This window comes from Paenibacillus sp. Y280 (genome assembly GCF_056786335.1).
Genome location: NZ_JBXCIW010000001.1, coordinates 79,903 through 100,157, shown reverse-complemented (window position 1 = coordinate 100,157; position 20,255 = coordinate 79,903). Strand labels below are relative to the sequence as shown.

Annotated in this window: 20 protein-coding genes; 15 read left to right on the top strand and 5 right to left on the bottom strand. The window is 47.8% G+C overall.

The features are described from left to right. The first annotated feature begins 9 nt into the window (after positions 1 to 9). The 4 genes from AC1TPC_RS00450 to sda all read left to right on the top strand — a co-directional run bounded on the left by AC1TPC_RS00450 (position 10) and on the right by sda (position 2,467). On the top strand, positions 10 to 804 hold the full coding sequence (locus AC1TPC_RS00450) for an HAD family hydrolase (protein WP_482064915.1): 795 nt from the start codon (positions 10 to 12) through the stop codon (positions 802 to 804). Further along, a complete protein-coding gene (locus AC1TPC_RS00445; protein ID WP_482064914.1) occupies positions 794 to 1,135 on the top strand; it encodes a DMT family transporter in 342 nt (113 codons plus the stop codon). Before AC1TPC_RS00450 ends, AC1TPC_RS00445 begins: the two co-directional genes overlap by 11 nt. Before the next feature lie 27 nt (positions 1,136 to 1,162). Further along, positions 1,163 to 2,002, top strand: coding sequence for a metallophosphoesterase family protein (locus AC1TPC_RS00440; RefSeq protein ID WP_482064913.1), 840 nt, complete (start codon positions 1,163 to 1,165; stop codon positions 2,000 to 2,002). A gap of 321 nt (positions 2,003 to 2,323) precedes the next feature. Then, complete coding sequence (sda, locus tag AC1TPC_RS00435; protein WP_482064912.1) at positions 2,324 to 2,467, top strand: sporulation histidine kinase inhibitor Sda; 144 nt, start codon at positions 2,324 to 2,326, stop codon at positions 2,465 to 2,467. 32 nt (positions 2,468 to 2,499) lie between these two features. Here sda and AC1TPC_RS00430 read toward each other — a convergent pair whose 3' ends face one another. Together AC1TPC_RS00430 and AC1TPC_RS00425 are read right to left on the bottom strand one after the other, a co-directional pair. Next, positions 2,500 to 2,739, bottom strand: coding sequence for a hypothetical protein (locus AC1TPC_RS00430; RefSeq protein WP_482064911.1), 240 nt, complete (start codon positions 2,737 to 2,739; stop codon positions 2,500 to 2,502). 117 nt (positions 2,740 to 2,856) lie between these two features. After that, positions 2,857 to 3,858 carry an NAD(P)/FAD-dependent oxidoreductase gene (locus AC1TPC_RS00425; protein ID WP_482064910.1) on the bottom strand — a complete coding sequence of 334 codons (1,002 nt, stop codon included), beginning with the start codon at positions 3,856 to 3,858 and terminating at the stop codon, positions 2,857 to 2,859. 337 nt (positions 3,859 to 4,195) lie between these two features. Here AC1TPC_RS00425 and AC1TPC_RS00420 point away from each other — a divergent pair, with 337 nt between their 5' ends. Together AC1TPC_RS00420 and AC1TPC_RS00415 are read left to right on the top strand one after the other, a co-directional pair. After that, on the top strand, positions 4,196 to 5,389 hold the full coding sequence (locus tag AC1TPC_RS00420) for an NAD(P)/FAD-dependent oxidoreductase (protein WP_482064909.1): 1,194 nt from the start codon (positions 4,196 to 4,198) through the stop codon (positions 5,387 to 5,389). After that, the gene (locus tag AC1TPC_RS00415; protein ID WP_482064908.1) at positions 5,389 to 5,658 is read left to right on the top strand and encodes a hypothetical protein; all 270 of its coding nucleotides are present in this window, start codon (positions 5,389 to 5,391) and stop codon (positions 5,656 to 5,658) included. Before AC1TPC_RS00420 ends, AC1TPC_RS00415 begins: the two co-directional genes overlap by 1 nt. Before the next feature lie 558 nt (positions 5,659 to 6,216). Here the strand turns inward: AC1TPC_RS00415 and hemQ are convergent. Further along, complete coding sequence (gene hemQ, locus AC1TPC_RS00410) at positions 6,217 to 6,963, bottom strand: hydrogen peroxide-dependent heme synthase (RefSeq protein ID WP_482064907.1); 747 nt, start codon at positions 6,961 to 6,963, stop codon at positions 6,217 to 6,219. Between the two features lie 163 nt (positions 6,964 to 7,126). On the opposite strand from hemQ, the gene AC1TPC_RS00405 reads away from it, so the two are divergent. The 8 genes from AC1TPC_RS00405 to AC1TPC_RS00370 all read left to right on the top strand — a co-directional run bounded on the left by AC1TPC_RS00405 (position 7,127) and on the right by AC1TPC_RS00370 (position 16,127). Beyond that, positions 7,127 to 7,417 (top strand): YuiB family protein, encoded by a 291-nt coding sequence (locus tag AC1TPC_RS00405; protein ID WP_482064906.1) that lies wholly within the window; start codon positions 7,127 to 7,129, stop codon positions 7,415 to 7,417. Positions 7,418 to 7,522: 105 nt separating this feature from the next. Further along, positions 7,523 to 9,058, top strand: a complete 1,536-nt coding sequence (locus tag AC1TPC_RS00400) for a replication initiation and membrane attachment family protein (RefSeq protein ID WP_482064905.1) — start codon at positions 7,523 to 7,525, stop codon at positions 9,056 to 9,058. 18 nt (positions 9,059 to 9,076) lie between these two features. Continuing rightward, positions 9,077 to 10,033 carry a primosomal protein DnaI gene (dnaI, locus tag AC1TPC_RS00395; RefSeq protein ID WP_482065311.1) on the top strand — a complete coding sequence of 319 codons (957 nt, stop codon included), beginning with the start codon at positions 9,077 to 9,079 and terminating at the stop codon, positions 10,031 to 10,033. 417 nt (positions 10,034 to 10,450) lie between these two features. Next, positions 10,451 to 11,566 (top strand): sulfate ABC transporter substrate-binding protein, encoded by a 1,116-nt coding sequence (locus AC1TPC_RS00390; RefSeq protein ID WP_482065310.1) that lies wholly within the window; start codon positions 10,451 to 10,453, stop codon positions 11,564 to 11,566. A gap of 34 nt (positions 11,567 to 11,600) precedes the next feature. Further along, positions 11,601 to 12,434 (top strand): sulfate ABC transporter permease subunit CysT, encoded by an 834-nt coding sequence (gene cysT / locus AC1TPC_RS00385; protein WP_482064904.1) that lies wholly within the window; start codon positions 11,601 to 11,603, stop codon positions 12,432 to 12,434. 17 nt (positions 12,435 to 12,451) lie between these two features. Further along, positions 12,452 to 13,336, top strand: a complete 885-nt coding sequence (gene cysW / locus AC1TPC_RS00380; RefSeq protein WP_482064903.1) for a sulfate ABC transporter permease subunit CysW — start codon at positions 12,452 to 12,454, stop codon at positions 13,334 to 13,336. A gap of 25 nt (positions 13,337 to 13,361) precedes the next feature. Beyond that, a complete protein-coding gene (locus AC1TPC_RS00375; protein WP_482064902.1) occupies positions 13,362 to 13,604 on the top strand; it encodes a YezD family protein in 243 nt (80 codons plus the stop codon). A 594-nt stretch (positions 13,605 to 14,198) separates the two neighbouring features. After that, entirely contained in the window at positions 14,199 to 16,127 is a 1,929-nt protein-coding gene (locus tag AC1TPC_RS00370; protein WP_482064901.1) for a dihydroorotate dehydrogenase, read from the top strand. 103 nt (positions 16,128 to 16,230) lie between these two features. On the opposite strand, the gene AC1TPC_RS00365 is transcribed toward AC1TPC_RS00370, so the two are convergent. Beyond that, on the bottom strand, positions 16,231 to 16,377 hold the full coding sequence (locus tag AC1TPC_RS00365; protein WP_144376731.1) for a YqzM family protein: 147 nt from the start codon (positions 16,375 to 16,377) through the stop codon (positions 16,231 to 16,233). Positions 16,378 to 16,584: 207 nt separating this feature from the next. On the opposite strand from AC1TPC_RS00365, the gene uvrC reads away from it, so the two are divergent. Continuing rightward, a complete protein-coding gene (uvrC, locus tag AC1TPC_RS00360) occupies positions 16,585 to 18,486 on the top strand; it encodes an excinuclease ABC subunit UvrC (RefSeq protein ID WP_482064900.1) in 1,902 nt (633 codons plus the stop codon). Here uvrC and AC1TPC_RS00355 read toward each other — a convergent pair. Then, complete coding sequence (locus AC1TPC_RS00355) at positions 18,455 to 20,080, bottom strand: CPBP family intramembrane glutamic endopeptidase (protein WP_482064899.1); 1,626 nt, start codon at positions 20,078 to 20,080, stop codon at positions 18,455 to 18,457. The genes uvrC and AC1TPC_RS00355 overlap by 32 nt on opposite strands. Between the last annotated feature and the right edge of the window lie 175 nt (positions 20,081 to 20,255).

Below are 20,255 nucleotides of genomic sequence, written 5' to 3'. Positions count from 1 at the left end.
AGATGAAATATGCCTAACTTAATGATAAACAATCGAGCATATAAGGTGGCAGGCATCTTGTTCGATAAGGATGGAACGCTGCTCGACTTTATCGCGATGTGGGGCTGCTGGAGCGAGTCTGTTTTTAGTGAATTGAAGCAACAGCTAAAGCGTCGAGGAATGACCATTCAACCAGATCGAATACCAACCCTTTGGGGAACAAAGCATGGAATTGACAACAGGATCATCGATTATGATCGGAATGGCCCGCTTGCCATGGGGACGATGCAGGACTTGTACGCCGTAATTGCTTGGCAGTTATACAGCGAAGGCTTGTCTTGGGCCGAAGCGATGGAGATTGTTCAGCAATGCAAGAAGCACGCGGATATTGAGCTGGAGCGCTTGCGCCCAGCTCGTCCGCTTCCCGGCAGCATTGATTTTCTGAAGAGCTGCAAGAACCATGGGATTAAGCTTGGTGTTGTCACCGCAGATGAAACAGAGGCTGCAAACAAGCATTTGGAATGGCTTGGCATTCGAACCTATTTTGATGTTGTGATCGGCAATGATCTGGTAGAGAGGGGCAAGCCTTTCCCTGATATGCTTCAGCTTGCATGCCGGAAGCTGGCTATTGACTGCTCTGAGGCTGCTATTATTGGCGATACCAATGGAGATATGCGGATGGGACTAGCGGCGGGAGCCGCTGTAACGGTCGGCATCGCTGACGTAGGGGAGAACTGCAGCACCCATCCACTGCTTTCAAACGCCAAAGAAGTAATTGGATCATACACGCAGCTAAGTTTGAGGAGTCAAGCTCATGAAGACTGAAATGGGTTGGGGCTGGACATTTCTGCTGCTTGCAATCGTGCTTGAACTGTCGGGAACCGTTTCGATGAAATATTCGGCGGGCTTCTCGCGATTTTGGCCGTCTGTACTTATGTTTTTATTTTATGGAGCCAGCTTTACGATGCTTAACTTCGCGCTTTCTTATATGAATGTGAGTGTTGCCTATGCGATTTGGTCAGGTATTGGCATCATCCTAATTACGATGGTTAGCTTTATCATTTTTCATGAGAAACTTCCCCTCTCTTCGCTGCTGTGGATCTTTGTTATCGTAGTTGGAGTCGTGGGCTTGAATATGAGTGTAAAAAGCCATTAATTATAGGAAGAATGGGAGAGGAAGAGGATGCAGTCCCCCATCATTAGCTTTCAGGTAATAACAGACACCCATGTCACGCCTGAGCGGGATCATATTTATAACAGGCATTTGGAGCAAGCGCTGAACGATATTGCCGCCCATTCGACAAATAGCATAGGCATTATGCATGTCGGGGACGTAACGGATCATGGACTCCGCACCGAGTACGAGGAATTCGTTCGCATTTGGGAGGCTTGCAAGGCCGGACTGCCGGATATACAGTTCATACTTGGCAATCATGATCTATTTCTTGGCGAATGGAGCAGCCAGCTTAAGCTCTATGAATCGTATACGGGTATGAGCGGAGCTTATTATGATAAATGGCTGCATGGCTATCATTTTATATTCCTTGGCTCCGAGCAAGGCGGCTTGAAGGACTTTGCTTATTTGACGGAGGAGCAGCTCTCATGGCTTGATCAAAAGCTTGGCGAGGAAGCATCCCAAGCAAAGCCTGTGTTTTTATTTTTGCATCAGCCGCTGAAGGATACGGTTGCCGGCTCGCTCGAAGGGCAAGGCTGGCATGGCGTCATACAAGATGAAGAGCTGAAGGCGATTCTAGCTAAACATCCTCAAACGATAATGTTTAACGGCCATACGCATTGGGAGCTGGAAGCAGGTCATGCTTGCTTTGCAGGAAACGGCAAAACCGCTACCATATTTAATGCGGCATCAGTTGCGTATTTATGGACGAATGAGGATGTCTACAAAGAGGGCAGCCAAGGCTATTATGTTGACGTTTACGAGGATAAGGTTGTCGTGCGCGGCAGAGATTTTGCGGCTTCCTCTTGGATCGATAAAGAGCAATACGAAGTGATACTACAAGGATAACTTAACAATTAGCCCCTTTGGGGCTTTTTTTACGCAGTTGCATGCAATCTAGTGATGAAAAAAGGGATTGGCGTCAATATATTCCATTAATAGATTCATAGATTGTGATTAAAGTTTTTTATTGAGATGATGTAAAAATGTCCTGTGGATAACTATATCCACATTATCCACCCTGATTTTACTCATTGTTCGAAGGGTATACACACACTATGCACATCGTATCCACAACATCTTGTGAATAACTAGGACTGTTGTCCTTCCAATAGTGCCATGCTACTATAATTAAGAATTAACCAAAGGATGGAAGAAAGGGTGTGTAGTATGGAGCTACTGTCTGACGAAATGTTAGTAGACACTTATTATGCAGCTATTCAATTTGAATTAGAGCAAGAATTTATTCGAATGCTAGCTATCGAATTGAAGCGCAGGCGCATGAATCCGGAGACCGCCAAAATTACCGCTTAACGCAAGTCATAACCTTTGCTCCGACAACATGATTACCATTCCGTAACCGAAACTTCGGTTGTTTGCTTGCAGGTCGAGCAATATAGAAGATGCTTGCAGGATGAAAAATCCTGTACATGCACATCACTTAGCAACGGCTCGACTTCGATCTGCTCGTAGGGAGCATAAGGACCTGTTAGATCAGATGAACGACCGCAATCTACAATTGCGCCATCGCAAGAGGAGCAGCGTATATGCAGAGATTGAATTCCGTTGCAAACGGGACAAAACATAAGGGTATCCTCCTTGGCACACCTTGCATATGTATGCAGTAGGTGCAATGAATTGAATGGGCCAAGATTAGGATACCCTTATGTTATTTTTTTTAAAAGGAATATAAATGGAGTGAATTAAAGCTTCATATTGCTGCTATGGCCAGGCGACAGCTTTGCGCTAGGATCTACATACACCTTCGCATTGTTTATGGCGGTTGGAGCCTCTCCGAAGCCTACAGCGATAAGCTTGAGCTTGCCCGGATAGGTCGTTACATCGCCTGCCGCGAAAATACCCGAAATATTCGTTTCCATCCGAGTATCCACGATAATGGAGCCGCCTTGAATATCGATTCCCCATTCTGCTATCGGCCCCAGAGATGAAATGAAGCCAAAGTTAACGATGACGGCATCAACATCCAGTTCGATAGCTTCTGCAGTTTTAATATCCGTTAAGGTAACCCTATTAATGTACTCTTCGCCATGAAGCGCCGTAATTTCCTTTGGTGTAAGCACGTTTACGCTCGAGTTCATAAGGTTCTCCACGCTATGCTCATGCGCGCGGAATTTATCTCGGCGATGGATCAGCGTCACGCTCTCTGCAATAGGCTCAAGCATAAGCGACCAATCCACAGCTGAATCGCCTCCGCCGCTAACAAGCACCTTTTGCCCCTTAAAACGCTGCAAATCGCCGACAAAATAATGAAGGTTTTTTTTCTCGAATCGAGCGGCCTCCGGCAGTTCTAAGCGCCGCGGCTCAAATGCGCCAACTCCTGCAGTAATGATAACCGCTTTAGCAAAATGTTTGGTTTTGTCTGTTATAATTTCAAAGAGGCGCTCATCGTGCTTGATGACGTTCGTCACCTTCTCCTCCAGACAAATCTCCGGTTTGAAATGATCGAGCTGCTCCTTGAGACGGTCAACCAGCTCTTGAGCAGTAACCTTCGGAAAACCAGCAACGTCGTAAATATATTTTTCAGGGTAAAGCGCTGCGAGCTGTCCGCCAAGCTGGGGCATGCTCTCAATAAGTTTGACTGACGCTTGGCGCATACCGCCATAGAAAGCTGCGAACAACCCAGCAGGGCCACCACCGATGATAATGATATCGACGGGGTTTTCGGCTGTTAAGGCATTAGACAATTGAAGCCACCTCCACTTTATAAGCTAAGCTATACGATTTTTATTATAAACTTTCACAGATGAAGAAGGAAATGATTAATTTGTATAGAGTTCTAAACAATTTCGTATATTTTGCCCTTGAACTTTTACTTAAAACTATGTAGAATTTCTGATGTATGTATGCACGGGACTGGTTGCAAAAGGTAACGAAACTGTTGCTTACTCGCAAGAGATTCATTGATAAAAACGCTTTAAATAGAACAAACTGAACTTATAATTATCATACTTCGGTTTAGCTTGTGTAATTTTTCACAATGTACAACTACAAAGATAAATTAGGAATGGATGGGATTAAACGATGAGCAACATACCAAAAATCGTTATTCTTGGCGCAGGGTACGGCGGCGTTTTGACTGCGCTTCGTTTGCAAAAAGAATTAAATTACAATGAAGCTGACGTTACTTTAGTCAATAAACATGACTACCACTATATTACGACACATCTTCATATGCCGGCTGCAGGCACGGACAATCCGGAAAATGCCCGTGTAAGCATCTCCAAATTGATTGACGAATTTAAAATCGATTTCGTGAAATCGACAGTCGTTCAAATTCGTCCGCAGGATAAAAAAGTGATTCTCGAGGACGGCACGCTGTCTTACGATTATTTGGTCATCGGCCTCGGCGGCGAGCCTGAGACATTCGGTATTCCCGGCCTCGGCGAGCATGCCATGAACATCCGCAGCATTAACTCGGTTCGCTTGATCCGCGAACATATAGAATATCAATTTGCCCGTTACAAGCGTGAGCCTCACCGTACGGATTATTTGACGTTTGTAGTAGGCGGCGCAGGCTTCACTGGCATCGAGTTCGTCGGCGAGCTATCCGACCGTATCCCTGAGCTGTGCAAGCAATTTGACGTCGATCCAGGGCTTGTGAAAATCTACAATATCGAAGCGGCTCCTACGGCGCTTCCTGGCTTCGATCCCGAGCTTGTTGAATACGGCATGGACGTATTGACGAAGAAGGGTGTTACGTTCCGCATTGGCACAGCCATAAAAGAATGCTCGCCCGAGGGCGTAGTTGTCGGCGAAGGCGAAGAAATCAAATCGGCTACTGTCATTTGGACCGGTGGTATTCGCGGTAACCGCCTCATTGAAGAGGCTGGCTTTGAAACGATGCGCGGACGCGTAAAAGTCGATGAATTCCTTCGCGTTCCTGGCAATGACAACATCTACATCGTAGGCGACAACTCGCTCATGTTCAACCCGGAAGGGCGTCCCTACCCGCCGACTGCTCAAATCGCGATGCAGCAAGGCGTCGTTTGCGCGCATAACCTGGTTGCATCAATTCGCAATCAGCCGCCGAAGAGCTTCACGTTCAGCAACAAAGGTACGGTAGCATCCCTTGGCAAAGGCGAAGCAATCGGCATCGCCTTCGGCAAAAAATATAAAGGCCGCATTGCAGCGTGGTTGAAGAAAGCGATCGATCTGCGTTACCTGTTCATCATCGGCGGCATACCGCTCGTTTTGCGTAAAGGGAAATTTCTATAATGCGTCACTGCAGCGTTCAAGTTCGCGGCTTGTTGACGAGAGATGAACTAGACCGTTATAACGCATTGATGGAGGTCGGTTCCTACCTGGAATCACAAACGCGGTACGACTTGTCCTACACGGTGCAAAAGGAAGTGGACCTGCTCATTCAGCCGGCAATTGAGCGGTTGAAGGACAAAGGCAGAGAGCGCGATCGCGCGACGCAAGAGTATTTGGAAGCAAAGCGCCTCGGCTCCAATGGTGATGAGGACGAAGAGGAAGATAACTAATAATAAAGGCTTTCGCTAATGAAACAGCATCGTATGCTGATCACAGGGCGGAAGTCTTTTTGTTGCAAACAATCCTTGCTCGATATCCCAATTGATATTGGAAAGGCTATCAAACGGTTGGTTATCCTCATGTAAAGGAAATGAGGAGAAAATGTAGATTAAACCAAGCTTTATTCATGGCGAACTGGGTCCAGACCATGTCATTGTGAAAGATAAGCAGGAGCCTTATTTGATCGATATTGAAGGAAGCATGTACTATGACTTGGAGTATGGGCATAGCTTTCTGGCATTTCGATTTGCGATGACTATTCCTATTTGAATAACGCTCATCTCGACCGCAGCAGAATGTTATTTTATAAGTTGTATCACCATATCTCATGTACCTCCGGCGGATTGAAGCTGCTTGATCGGGGTTTCCCTAATCGGGGGCTGGCTGAAATGATCGTCGAGCATAATTATAATAGCGCGTTTAAATGTATTGAATTAGGAGAAGGCGACCTGAAAAAAGAGAAAAGACAGTCCGAGCCGGTTGAACAAGGAGGCTTGGACTGTCTTTGATTATAGCTGAAGCAAGGCTGCGAATTTGTCGCTGCTTAGCAGGTTGCCGACATAAAACTCGCCGAAATCCGCGTAGCGAGCGCTCACTTCATCAAAGCGCATTTCATAAATCAGCTTTTTAAATTGAAGCGCATCGTCGGCGAACAGCGTAACGCCCCACTCCCAGTTGTCGAAGCCAACGGAGCCGGTAATGATTTGTTTCACTTTGCCTGCATACTGGCGACCGATCATGCCGTGGCTGCGCATGAGTGTTTTGCGCTCGTCCATGCTGAGCATATACCAATTATCTTGGCCATCGCGGCGTTTGTTCATCGGATAGAAGCAAATGTGGTTCGCTTTCGGAAGCGTTGGCTTCAGTCTAGCGATAATATCCGGGTTTTGCATCGGATCCGAGCCCGGCTGTGCCATGTAGTTGCTCAGCTCCACTACGCTTACATAGGAATGCACCGGGTAGGTGAAGCTTGCGAACGTCGTTTTGTTGAATGCCGTCTCGATTGCGCTCAGGTCCTCTAGCGTCTCGCGCAAATGCATGAATACGAAATCAGCCTTTTGGCCAATGATTGAATATACGGCGGTGCTGCCTTGCTTATTTTCCTCAACCGCTGCCCATTGCTGCAAAAAGGATTGCAGCTCGTCCAGCGCGCGGCTGCGCTCGCTTTCATCGGCTAAGCGCCATGCGGTCCAATCGATGCTGCGGAAATCATGCAGCGCGTACCAGCCTTCTAATGTTTGTGCTGCTTCACTCATTGAATATTGCCCCTTTCAAGCTTCATAATGATGCTGCAATCATTGTATCGTAAGGAGGGCAGGCTGAGCAAATGGCGGTCTTGTGACATTTGGCCTCATCTAATTGACTTCCACCTAGCCATTAATTAAACTAATAAACGAGAGTCTGAAGGGGGAAGTTTCGATGCTTCAATTGATTATAGCGACAGTGCTGTTTTTAGTCATGATGTTCGGTATTGGATTTATTCTGAATATGTTGTTAAAAACAACGTGGTTTCCGATATATTTATTTATTCTCGTTTTGATCCCGCTTGGCATTTGGGCGCCATGGGACAAGTCGGCTACAGCGACGATAGAGAACTTTGCTCATTATACGATTATCGACTACATACCGGTTATCGGAGCACTGATAGGCGCTTATGTGAGCGGATGGGCGATTCAAGCGCTGCGCAAGGGCGGCTACAAAATGTTTTAATCGAAGAATCCCTCATTCGGGGGATTTTTCTATTTTTCGACCCGTCATGAACAGCTGTTTTTATGCTAAAATGATAGAATGAAAGCAAGGGATGGAGCTGATGCTATGCGCATCAATAATATATTGCAGTACACGGAACATCATCGGTATTACATATTTCGCGATTTTTCGTTAAGCAGCTTGGATTATAAAATGCTGTCGCTCATCTATCAGCCGATGATCGGCGCGTTTGCGATTGCCTTTTACCAGCAGCTTTATCACGGAATTGCGGAAGGTACCTCTGGATATTCTTCTATAGAACCGCAGCGAAAGCTATTTCTTGGGCAAGGGCTGGAGATGAACGAGCACAGCCGCAAGCATCTGATCGAGCAGGCATCTAAGCTGGAAGCGGTAGGCCTCCTGCAGACATCGCGGCTTGGCGTACCCGATAATGCGGATGTTATCTATGAATACGAGCTTGCACAACCGCTATCGCCGGTAGAGTTCTTTCGCAATATGCATTTAACGATGCTGCTTCGCGACAAGATTGGCAAATATGCCGTTATCTCGCTCCGCGAATCGTTTGGCGCAAACGAGCCGGACGAGCTGGCTGGCGCACAATTAACGAAGGAAAATATATCGGTGCCATTCTACGAGCTGTTTAAGCTCAATATGCAATCGGTAGACAATGAGCTTGAGCAAGCGCTGACGGAGGTTGCGCCGTCGCGCCAAGCCGCTGCGAGAACCTCGCAGGCTTCAGCAGGCATTCCCTACGGGGAAATTATATTGCGATTCCCCCGCAATTCCGCTAACCGAAGGTTTGTTGAACGTTTGCGGAGCGATGAGGAACAGCTGTCGCAGGTTAATTATGTCGCGTACAAATATAGCTTAGAGGTAGTAGATATATGCCGCTTGCTTGATGAGGACGGCATCTTTGGAGAGAGCGGCGAGCTGCAGGTCGATGAGCTTCAGCTGCGAGCCAATCAGCTGTACCGTCAGGACAAGAAACGGGAGGGCGAACGCCAGCGCACGTTGTCACGCACGCAAGTGATCGCGAGCGAGGAATCCGCGGATTCGGACGAATTGACGGAGGAATACGAAGTACAGGAGCAGCATTATTTGCAGGTGCCGAACCAGCTGCTTGGCCGCTGCGACGTTCAGCAATACAATATGCTGATGAGAAATGAACCGCATACGCGGTTTTTGCAGCGCTTTTTCCCGGGCGCCGTACCGGATTGGATTGAGCGGGTATTTGAGAGAATTGACCTTAATTATAAGCTGGCAGGACCGGTTATAAATGTACTCATTCATTATGTTATAGGGGCGAACGACGCCCAGCGCGTAACGAAGACGTTTTTGGATGCAGTAGCGTCGAATATGCTCGTTAAGCAAATCGATACGTTCGAGAAGGCTGTATTATATGTACGGGAGCAAGCGCAAGTGGAGGAGGATAAGGTGCGCCGCAAGGAAGCGTCAGCCAGCTTTGCTGGAGGGGGCTACAGCGGCTCTAAAGGCGGCGCGCGCAGTACAGGCAACAGCCGCGGAACTTCGCGCAAGCCTTCGATTCCTATCGTGCAGGAGGGACAGTCCGCTTCGGCGGTATCGGCAGACGAGCTGGAAGAGCTGCGCAAGCTGGCGCGGAAGCTGGACGGCAAATCATAGAAGCGGGGTGAGCAGATGATGGAGTCAATGGGCGAATTGCTAAAGGCATGGCCGACAGGTAAAGCCCTTACGGATCAGGCGGAGCAAAAGCTGACCGAGCTGCTCGCAGAGCCGCTGGTTGAGAAGCTGCGGGCTAAATATCCGGATTTGGACGAGCGGACGATCAGGCTTAACTTGAACCGCGTTTATCAATATGTTACTGAGTATCGCAATTGCAGCAATTGTCCTGGTTTAGATAAATGTCCGAATGATTTTGAAGGGCACTATACGCTGCTCAGCTCTGATACGATTAATGGCCTTACACAGCTGTATGATCGCAAGGTGGCATGCAAAAAATTTATCGCGAGGCAAACGGAGGATCAAATCCGCAGCCGCGTCCGCAGCTTCTATATTGATGAGAAGGCGCTGCAGCGCGGATATTCATCCGATGAAATTTTGACCAATGATATGGAGCGGGCGAAGGCAGTTGGCCAGGTGCTTCGTTATATCGATCGTACGAAGGAGCAGGGCTTGCAGGAGGAAGGCTTGTATTTGGCAGGCCGCTTCGGAACCGGCAAGACGTTCCTCATGTGCTACCTGCTGCATGAGCTGGCGAAGGCGGGATATTCCGGCGTTATCGTCTATATGCCCGATTTCGTTGAGGATTTAAAGTCGCTGATGCATGAGCCGGGCAAGCTGAAGGAAACGGTCGAGATGATGAAGGAAACCGATCTGCTGATCTTTGACGATATGGGTGCGGAAAATTTAAACCCTTGGGTTCGCGATCATGTGCTTGGTGCGATTTTGAATTACCGGATGCAGCGGAAGCCGACTTTTTATACGTCCAACTATGAGCTGGAGGCGCTGGAGCGGCATTTCAGCTTCACCAGCAAGGACGGCGATGAGCTGCACAAGGGGCAGCGGATTATGGACCGCATACGGCCCTATGTCGAGGTTGTAATGGTAACAGGAGAAAACAAGCGCGGACGGAAATAGGAGAACAGAGCTTTGGTTAGCGGATGCCTTCACACGAGGGAACGGCTAGCTAAAGCTTTTTTTTATGTTTTCAATATTGGGAAAATAAACCTTCTTTATCCCATGATGGTTGAAAGCGTATACAGATTAATGGCTGACTTGAGCAATATCGGACAAGAGCAGGTTTTGTTTCGTTCATCGACCTCTCTTATAAAGCATTCTTATAGGACTTATCATTTTTTTGAAATTAAGTATTGACAGTATGAGGGGGTCACTGGTAATATTCTCACATAACCAACTAAACAGGTAGGAATAATGGTTCCCGACCGGACGAACCGGAGTAATCAACCTTTTCTCGGAGAAACGCCAATGTCCTATATGTATGACTTAGTCGTGTTTCCGTAAGCTTGTTAATTTAAAAAAGGGGTGTAAGAAATGATGAAGAAAATTACTCATGTTCGTTCAGTTGTGATCCTATTGGCCTTGGTGCTGGTACTTGCCGCTTGCGGTCAAGGAGGCAACAACGCAGCAAACAAAGAAACGAATAAGCCGTCCAACGAGGCTGCGGCAACAAACGCGGCTGCAACGGAAGAACCGGCAAAGGAAGAGCCTAAGCCTCCGGTTGAGCTGCTAAATGTATCCTATGACCCAACTCGTGAGCTTTATGTTGATTTTAACGAAGCATTTTCGAAGCACTGGAAGGCTGAAACGGGCCAAGATGTAACGATTAAACAATCTCATGGCGGTTCAGGCAAGCAGGCTCGCGCCGTTATCGACGGTCTTAAAGCTGATGTTGTAACGCTTGCGCTTGGTTACGATATCGAAGCTGCCGTAGAACCTGGCTTGATCAACGCAGACTGGCAAACTAAATTCGAGCACAACAGCGCTCCATATACATCCACAATCGTATTCCTTGTTCGTAAAGGTAACCCAAAGGGCATTAAAGATTGGAACGATCTTGTCAAAGATAAAGTTGAAGTCATCACACCAAACCCGAAAACATCGGGCGGCGCTCGTTGGAACTACCTCGCAGCATGGGGTTATGCACTGAAGCAAAACGGCAATGACGAAGCAAAAGCACAAGAGTTTGTTGCAGAATTGTTCAAGCATGTTCCTGTACTGGATTCCGGCGCACGCGGATCAACGACAACTTTCGTAGAACGCGGAATCGGCGATGTGCTGCTAGCTTGGGAGAATGAAGCATTCCTATCAATCAATGAACTAGGTCCAGACAAATTCGAAATCGTATATCCTTCGTTGAGCATTTTGGCTGAGCCTCCGGTAGCTGTTGTCGACAAGGTGGTTGACGAACACGGTACTCGTGAAGTAGCAGAAGCTTACCTGAAATATCTGTACACGGAAGAAGGGCAAGAAATTGCCGCTAAAAACTACTACCGTCCGATTTCCGAAGCTGTAGCTGCAAAGTATAAAGATCAGTTCAAAGATCTTGAGCTGCTTTCAATCGACAAAGACTTTGGCGGTTGGAAAGAAGCACAAACGAAACACTTTGCTGATGGCGGAGTTTTCGACAAAATTTACACGCCAGGATCATAATGCTCGATTTGAACAAGACTGGAGCTGACTTCACATGAAAGGTTCCAAGCCCCGTAACGTTCTGCCGGGTTTTGGTTTATCGCTTGGATTCACATTGTTTTACCTCAGCATCATTGTCCTGATTCCGCTGGCTGCCGTTTTCTTCAAAACGGCAGAGCTCAGCTGGCCTGAATTTTGGAGCACGGTCACGAATGCGCGTGTCGTCGCCTCCTATCGTGTCAGCTTTCTAACCGCTTTTTTCGCGGGACTTGTCAATGCGGTGTTCGGACTGTTGATCGCCTGGGTGCTAGTAAGATATCGGTTTCCAGGCAAAAAGCTGATCGATAGCTTAGTTGATTTGCCCTTTGCCCTTCCAACGGCAGTTGCGGGCATTGCATTAACGGCCATCTACGCACCAAACGGTTGGATCGGTTCCCTCTTGGAGCCATTAGGCGTTAAAGTCGCCTATTCCCCGATCGGCATTACAATCGCACTTATATTTATTGGTCTTCCTTTTGTCGTCCGCACGGTGCAGCCGGTGCTGCAGGATATGGAGAAAGAGACGGAGGAAGCGGCAGTTATGCTTGGCGCCTATCGTCTGCGAACGTTTTGGAAGGTCATTTTACCTGAGCTATTGCCGGCGCTGTTAACAGGGTTCGCGCTCGCATTTGCAAGAGGTATTGGCGAGTATGGCTCGGTCGTCTTTATATCCGGCAATATGCCTCTGAAGACCGAGATCACCCCGCTGCTAATTATGACGAAGCTGGAGCAGTACGATTACGCTGGCGCTACCGCGATTGCACTCGTTATGCTTGTTGTGTCCTTCCTGATGCTGCTAGTCATTAATTTACTGCAGTGGCGAATGAATCGCCGCACAGTGTCAGACTAAGAAGGGGGCATACACATATGGCTGGAGCAATTACCGTACACACGAATGAAGAAGCGGCGAAGCGCCCGCGACATATAACAGAGTCGGGCCCCGTAAAATGGCTTCTAATCGGAATCGCCATGCTGTTTCTCGGATTGATTGTTTTGCTGCCGCTGGTATCGGTGTTCGTTGAAGCCTTCAAGAAAGGCGTAGGCGTATACTTTGATTCCATAACGGAGCCGGATGCGCTATCCGCGCTCAAGCTTACGTTGATCGTTGCTTTAATTGCTGTCCCCGTTAATACAGTGTTCGGCATTGCGGCGGCGTGGGCGATCAGCAAGTTCCGTTTTCGCGGTAAAAATATTTTAATTACATTAATCGATTTGCCGTTTGCCGTATCGCCTGTCATATCCGGATTAATCTACGTGCTGCTGTTTGGCGCGCAGGGCTTTCTTGGACCATGGCTTGATGAACGGGGCATCCAAATTATATTTGCTGTGCCAGGCATCGTGCTGGCGACCGTATTCGTGACCGTTCCTTTTGTAGCCCGTGAGCTAATCCCGCTTATGCAGGCGCAGGGCGTTCAAGAGGAGGAGGCAGCAGCTAGCCTTGGAGCAAAGGGCTGGCAAATTTTTTGGAAGGTAACGCTGCCTAACATCAAATGGGGACTATTATACGGAATCATCCTTTGCAATGCACGAGCAATGGGCGAGTTCGGTGCGGTGTCCGTCGTCTCCGGCCACATTCGCGGAGAAACGAATACACTGCCGCTCCATATCGAAATTTTATACAATGAATATCAATTCTCGGCATCGTTTGCGGTAGCATCCTTGCTTGTTATGCTTGCTGTCATTACCTTGATCGTAAAAAGCATCGTGGAATGGAAGTCCGCTCAGCAAAAGCCTGCAGAAAAAACCGAGTAAATCAGTTTAAATGGAGGGATTTTGAATGGCAAAACCGTTAGAAGTGGATCAACAGTGGTTGGAGCGAATTGCAGATCAAGTTAGTGGCCTAAGTTATGGACATGTGACGATTACCGTGCATGACGGAAGAATCGTACAAATCGACCGGACGGAAAGAACGCGTTATGACGGTTCCACCCAGAAGCAGCAGTCGCCATCCGAATCGCAGCAGCAATCAAAGCAGCAAGGCAGCCAGCCGAGCAGCGAAGCGCTTCGTATCGTACAATAGCTTTGAAGTCTTGAAAAATAGCGGTACAGGGGGCTATTCCTGTACCGCTATTTTTCTATTCAGGTCAATGGTTGCTTGACTTCATGAGATTGTGGGCAAGCGAAAGTCTCCCCACCTCCAGGCTTACCTATGGCAAGCAATGAAGCAGGAATCGGCGGAATCCCCGGTTCTTCTGTAGTCTCGGGTTTTCTCCCGTTAATATCTCGCTTTTGACCCTTTTTCGGTGAAAGTGCTCCGACTAACGGGAGTTTTTCCAGCTAAATGAACGAACTGGCATGTTATCAGGAAAATAGATGGAGCTTTTCCTGTTCATTCCACAAAACTGAAATAATTTGAGATAGCCTTTTATTTCAAACTTACAGGTTAGAACAATGAGCGCTGGAATAAGCGAAAAAGCCAGAGGAAAGTAAGGTTAAGGAACGAATGACTGGAGCTCCAGTGCTCTAAACTAGCTGGTAAAAAATTTCATTGGACAGCCCCTTATTTTATTTTGGCAGATTGCTTCCGTGCACGAAGCGATACATTGCATGCTGAACGATAGTTCTCTAATATAAAGTAAGGAAAGACGATTAGAGACAAATGAGGAGAGTCACTATGCCGGATTGGTCGTATCAGACCTTGTTTCGTCCCCTATTATTCACTCTTCCGTCGAGGCTGAGCAGAGCTCTAACGCTGCGAGCAATAGGTACGCTAAGTAAAATACCAAGCGGCTCATTTATTATTCGAACCTTAGGCCATATGGAGCCATCGCCGCAGCTGGAGCGGGAGATAGCAGGTATTTTTATGGATTCGCCCATCGGATTGTCCGGCGGGGTCGATCCGAATGGGAGAGCTCAGCGGGCTTTTGCACAATTCGGAATCGGCTTTATTGAGCATGGACCGATCACGGTCAAGCCGATTCGCTGTGATGAACCAATTATTAATGATTGTTTAATAGAATCTATTCGATATCCGAATGGTTATGAAAATGAAGGAGTCGAACGTTTCGCAGAGCGTATGGCAAAGCCGGGTCATCGTTTGCCGCAGCTGGCGCGCATTGCGCCAATGCCGCAGGCCTCGCCCGAGCAGGCGATTCATGAGCTTGGCAGCATGATTGAACAGTTAAGCGCAGCTGGAGCAGCTGGGTTTTATATCGATGTGCTTCATCCCCGAAGAAGTTTGGAGGATGCCCGATCTATTTTAAGAGGAATATCAATGCTTGCTTCCACTCATTCGCATACGATGAAACCATTATTTCTATTTGTCCCGCTCACCCTTCCAGACGACCCGCTTATTTCTTTTCTCCATGCGTTCATTGATGAGACAAGGTGGAGCGGAATAATCATCGGAGAAGGAAGCTTTACAGAAAAGGGTGAATACTGCGTAGGCAAAGCGGCGAAGGCTGCGACCTTGTCCAAAATAGTAAGTATCCGAAGCAAATGTTCTCCGAATCTGATCATCAAAGCAGGTGGGGGCGTACATGAGCCGCAGGATGCGCTTGATCTGCTTAATGCTGGTGCGAACGCCATTATGCTCCATAGCGGATTTGTCTATGCAGGTCCTGGGCTGCCGAAACGTATCAACGAAGCGATCATCTATGAGCAGGTTCAAAGCCTGCCTAAGCCTGCGGCTCCGTCCTTCTGGAAGCATTGGGGCTGGATGTGCTTGCTTGGGATCGGGATGATAATCGGCGGTATCCTGTCATGGATCGTTGCTGCAACGACGGTGCTGCTGCCCTATGATTTGAAATTTATCGGCATGACTTTGGAGGAGCTGAAGCATACCAATCATAATCTGCTGCACTTTATGTCACATGACCGAATTACGCTCTCAGGAACGATGCTTTCAATCGGCATCCTATACTTTCAACTGGCTAGGCATGGACTCAAAAACAGTCTCCACTGGACAAGAACGGCTCTGCTGGCTTCGGGGATTGTAGGGTTTGCGAGCTTCTTCCTGTATCTTGGCTATGGATATTTTGACCCGCTGCATGCGCTTGCGGCCGCTATCCTATTGCCGATGTTCTTGCTTGCCATGCGCAGCAATCCGGATCAGCCTTACCGTTTGACTGTCAACGTCCGTAATGACCGCATATGGCGCCGAGCTATGTGGGGGCAGCTTTGCTTTGTCATACTGGGCTTTGCTCTTGCAATCGGCGGGCTAACGATTTCGGGGGTTGGGATTACGCAGGTGTTCGTTCAAACGGATCTCATTTATTTGGACACCTCGCATACGCAGCTAAATGAAACGAATGCGAAGCTTATTCCGCTTATCGCGCATGACAGAGCTGGGTTTGGAGGTGCGCTTCTCTGTGATGCGATTGCGATCCTGATCATTGCGTTATGGGGGATTCAGCAAGGAGCACGCTGGTTATGGTGGACGCTGCTGCTGGGCGGCGCACCGGGCTTTTATGCTGGCTTAAGCGTACATTTGTCTATTGGTTATATTGATTTTTGGCATCTCTCTCCGGCATTGTTTGCATTGATACTTTATATAATCGGACTCATTTTATTGTACCCTTATTTGATGAGAAGACCGTCATAAACAGTCAAGACGGCTTGATAAGAACGCTGGCATTTACCTTGCCGGCGTTTTTTGCATCTCATTATTAAGAAACAAAAAAGGAGCAGCAGGCTGCTCCTTTCTGTTATGAAATGATGAATTTCACGATTACTGCTACAGCGAAAATGACGGTCATAAGACCGAGCATGCCGCCAAAGCCGAACACGACGTCCATCAAGTCATGGCGAGGCTCTTCGTTAAAATGCTCGCGCGGGTCTCTTACGTTTTCCATCGTTGACGTCCTCCTTGAAAAAGACCGATTGCTTCAATCACAACCATATGCGGTCGTCTTTATGTAGTATCGGTTTATTCAACTTATATTAGTATACTCAAACAGCCAAACAGTTGTAAAGCTAATCCCGGTGACAATTGTAAAACAAAATCGACGATACTTATGCTAAAATGTGTACAGAATCATTAGGCAGTCGGAGGCGAGAGCATGGATCATCAGCAAACGGATCGGAAGCAGGCAGAGCAGCAGCTTGCGGAGTCTAAAGAGACGATACGGAACAAACTAGCTTTGCTCCCCGATCAATCAGGCTGTTACCTTATGAAGAACAGCGAAGGCGTCATTATTTATGTAGGCAAAGCGAAGGTGCTCAAAAATAGGGTGCGTTCCTATTTTAACGGCAGCCACAACGGGAAAACTCAGCGATTGGTATCGGAAATTCGCGATTTCGAATTTATTGTAACCTCGAGCAACATGGAAGCACTCATTCTCGAATGCAACTTGATCAAACAATACCATCCAAGATATAACGTACTGCTGAAGGATGATAAAACGTTTCCGTATATCAAAATTACGAACGAAAAGCATCCGAAGCTTGAGGTCACTAGACGAATCATTAAAGACAAAGGCAAATATTTTGGCCCATATCCGAACGCATACGCCGCCCAGCAGACAAAGAAGCTCCTGGATCGGCTTTATCCGCTTAGAAAGTGCAATGCGCTGCCGGATAAGGTGTGCTTATACTATCATCTCGGACAATGTATTGCGCCATGTGAATTTGACGTGCAGCAGACAGAGTACGACAGGATGATCCAAGAAATTTCGCGGTTTCTGAACGGCGGCCAAGACGTCGTAAAGATTGAGCTGCAGCGCAAGATGGAAGAGGCTGCGGAGAAGCTCGAATTCGAGCGTGCGAAGGAGTTCCGGGATCAACTGGTTGCGATCGATGCGGTCATGGAGAAGCAGAAGATTACGATGCAGGATGCGCTTGACCGCGATATCTTCGGCTTTGCGGTAGATAAGGGCTGGATGTGCGTGCAAATTTTGTATATGCGCCAAGGCAAGCTTATCGAGCGGCATGGGACGACGTTCCCTTATTACGGGGAAGCTTATGATGACTTCATAACGTTCGTAACGCAGTACTACAGCGATAATCCAGCGCTGCCGAAGCAAATTTTGCTGCCGCTGCCGCAAGAGCAGCTGCATATCGAAGGTGAAGCTGCAGATGGGGAAGCTGATGCCGCTGCTTCTACGCATGCTGACGACGTCATTGCGGCGCTCCATAACTGGTTGAAGGTTAAAGTGCTCATGCCGCAGCGCGGCCGCAAGAGCGAGGTCGTGACGATGGCTACGGACAACGCCAAGGTGATGCTCGACGAGAAATTCCGTCTCATTGAGCGTGATGAGGAGCGAAGCGTCAAAGCGTCCGAATCTTTGGCCGGCTGGCTTGGCCTTGAGGAAGTGCGCCGGATTGAAGCTTTCGATAACTCGAACATTCAAGGAACGAATCCAGTCTCGGCTATGGTCGTCTTCACCGAAGGCAAGCCGGATCGCAAGGAATACCGCAAATACAAGGTGGAAACAGTAAAGGGACCCGATGATTATGAAACGATGCGTGAGGTCATCAGGCGCCGCTATAAGCGCGTATTGAAGGAAGGGCTTACCGCTCCCGACCTGATCGTAGTCGATGGCGGCAAGGGGCAAATATCGGCTGCGCTTGATGTGCTGGAGAATGAGCTTGGCTTGTTTATTCCCGTATGCGGCCTCGTGAAAGATGCGAAGCACAAAACGGCGCAGCTCATGACAGGAGATCCTGCCGAGATTGTACCTTTGCCGCGAGACAGCCAAGAATTTTATTTGCTGCAGCGCATTCAAGACGAGGTGCATCGATACGCGATTACGTTCCACCGCGAGCAGCGCGGCAAGTCTATGGTTGAATCGAGGCTCGATTCGATTCCGGGAATCGGCGAGAAGCGCCGCAAGCTTCTGCTGAAACATTTTGGCTCGATCAAAAAAATAAAAGAGGCCTCAGTCGAAGACTTTCGGCCTCTATCTATTGGTGATAAATTAGCTTCGCAAATTATAGCTGCTCTAGGGGAGGAGTCGTCGTAACTGACGGCTTCTTCTCTTTTTTATGGCTAAAGTATTTGATCACAAAGGCGATCAGCACCGGCAGCACCGAGAAGAAGATAGCCGAGACAATATTTGGCGCCGTTCCAATCGTAAGCAGCGATAAGCCGACCGCTACGCTGTTGAAGATCGCGTGGGTGAACATGGATGTAATCAAGCCGTATCTGACGAAAATAAAGCTGAAAACGAGCCCAATAATCATCAGCTCGATCAATCTTGTCGAGGATGGATAGAACGGATACATCACATGTCCAAGCGCCCAGAAGAAGGTTGGAAGCAGCGCAGCGGCAAACGTGTTTTTGAACCATCTGCGGAATAATCCAATGCCGAAGAAACGGAAGACAGCTTCCTCTGAAATGGCAGCCGCCCAAGCAAGCACCGGCATGAGCCATAATATGCCCATATTATAAGGAGACTGGGTGGCATCCGATGTGTCCCATGTGCCGATTGTCAGCCTTAAGGCGATAAAGATGACGGATTGCAGCGCGAATAGGATAATCGCGAATAAATAGGCGAGGCCTACGCTGCGCCATACATGGTCGCCGTAGCCTTTCTGTCCGAAGCGCGGCCATAAGTCGCGGCCCTGCGCCTTCCATAGGCCATCGCCAGCGATCAATGAAATATAAATGGCTCCGGCCATTGGGATGGTCAGAAGCACAGTCACGACTGCTGTAACGGCCGTTGTCGCACCAGCTAGGTCATTTTCACCCATCGAGGCTCGAATGCCGTCCAGCACATTCAGATTCATGATGATATAGGTGATAAAGTAAACGATGGTCAATATAATACCAAATTTGAAAGAGGTAAACTTTCGGTATAGCACGGCATAAATAATAGCCAAGACGAACAAGACAAAGCTCATGAAGAAGTAACCGAAGCCAGTAAGGAAACCAGCAATCCTGTCTTGATTCTTCACATAATTGATGTAATCATCCGGGGCGATAAATGCAGGCTTATATTTGGTTATGACGGTTCGACCATCAACGATTCGCGCATCAACATGAATCGTTAACTTCGCATCCTGTATGGCGTAGTCGGCTTTAGGCATGCCCTCCCAATCACCGTTTTCCAATATTCGATTACTTTGAAATTCAACCCCGCTGAAGCTTTGATTCGTCAGGAAAGCTTTCGCTTCCTTCGTTTTATCTGCATCAGAGAGTTCTTCACCGTCGATTTGCAAATTCCATGCTACAATTTTTTCGCTTTGCATATGTAAGTAAACGAAGCCGCCGCCGCCGCTAAATTTCAAATCAACCTGAAACGTATCGGTCGGGAAGCTGGGGTCATATTTGTCAGCATACGTTTTGGACAGCTTATTTTTGGAAAGATAGCCGTTCATTATTTTATCGGTTTGATGAACAGCTTTAGCCGATTTGACCTTTAGACCCGTCTGTTTCTCTGCGAAAGCGGTGGCGCGGCTCTCAGCGGTCGATTTCTCAATAACTTTTGTGTTTAGTTCGCCGGATGCAATGGAGGCAAACATGGGAACGATGTCAACGGCTGCATAAATAATAAAGCATGCAATCGCCGCCCATAGAAAACGTCTCCATTCATTAGGCTTGATAGAATCAATCATGGATTCACCTCAACTGTCTTTAAAATGAGTAGCATATGTCCATACATTAACACATTAATCCCTGATTTATCCAATGAAAATAAAGGTTTGCACACAAGAAACTGCGAAATAACGATGTCCAGCAAGCTTGAAGCTTGCTTCTTAATCCCAATGCCCGTATTTGGACTAATATCGT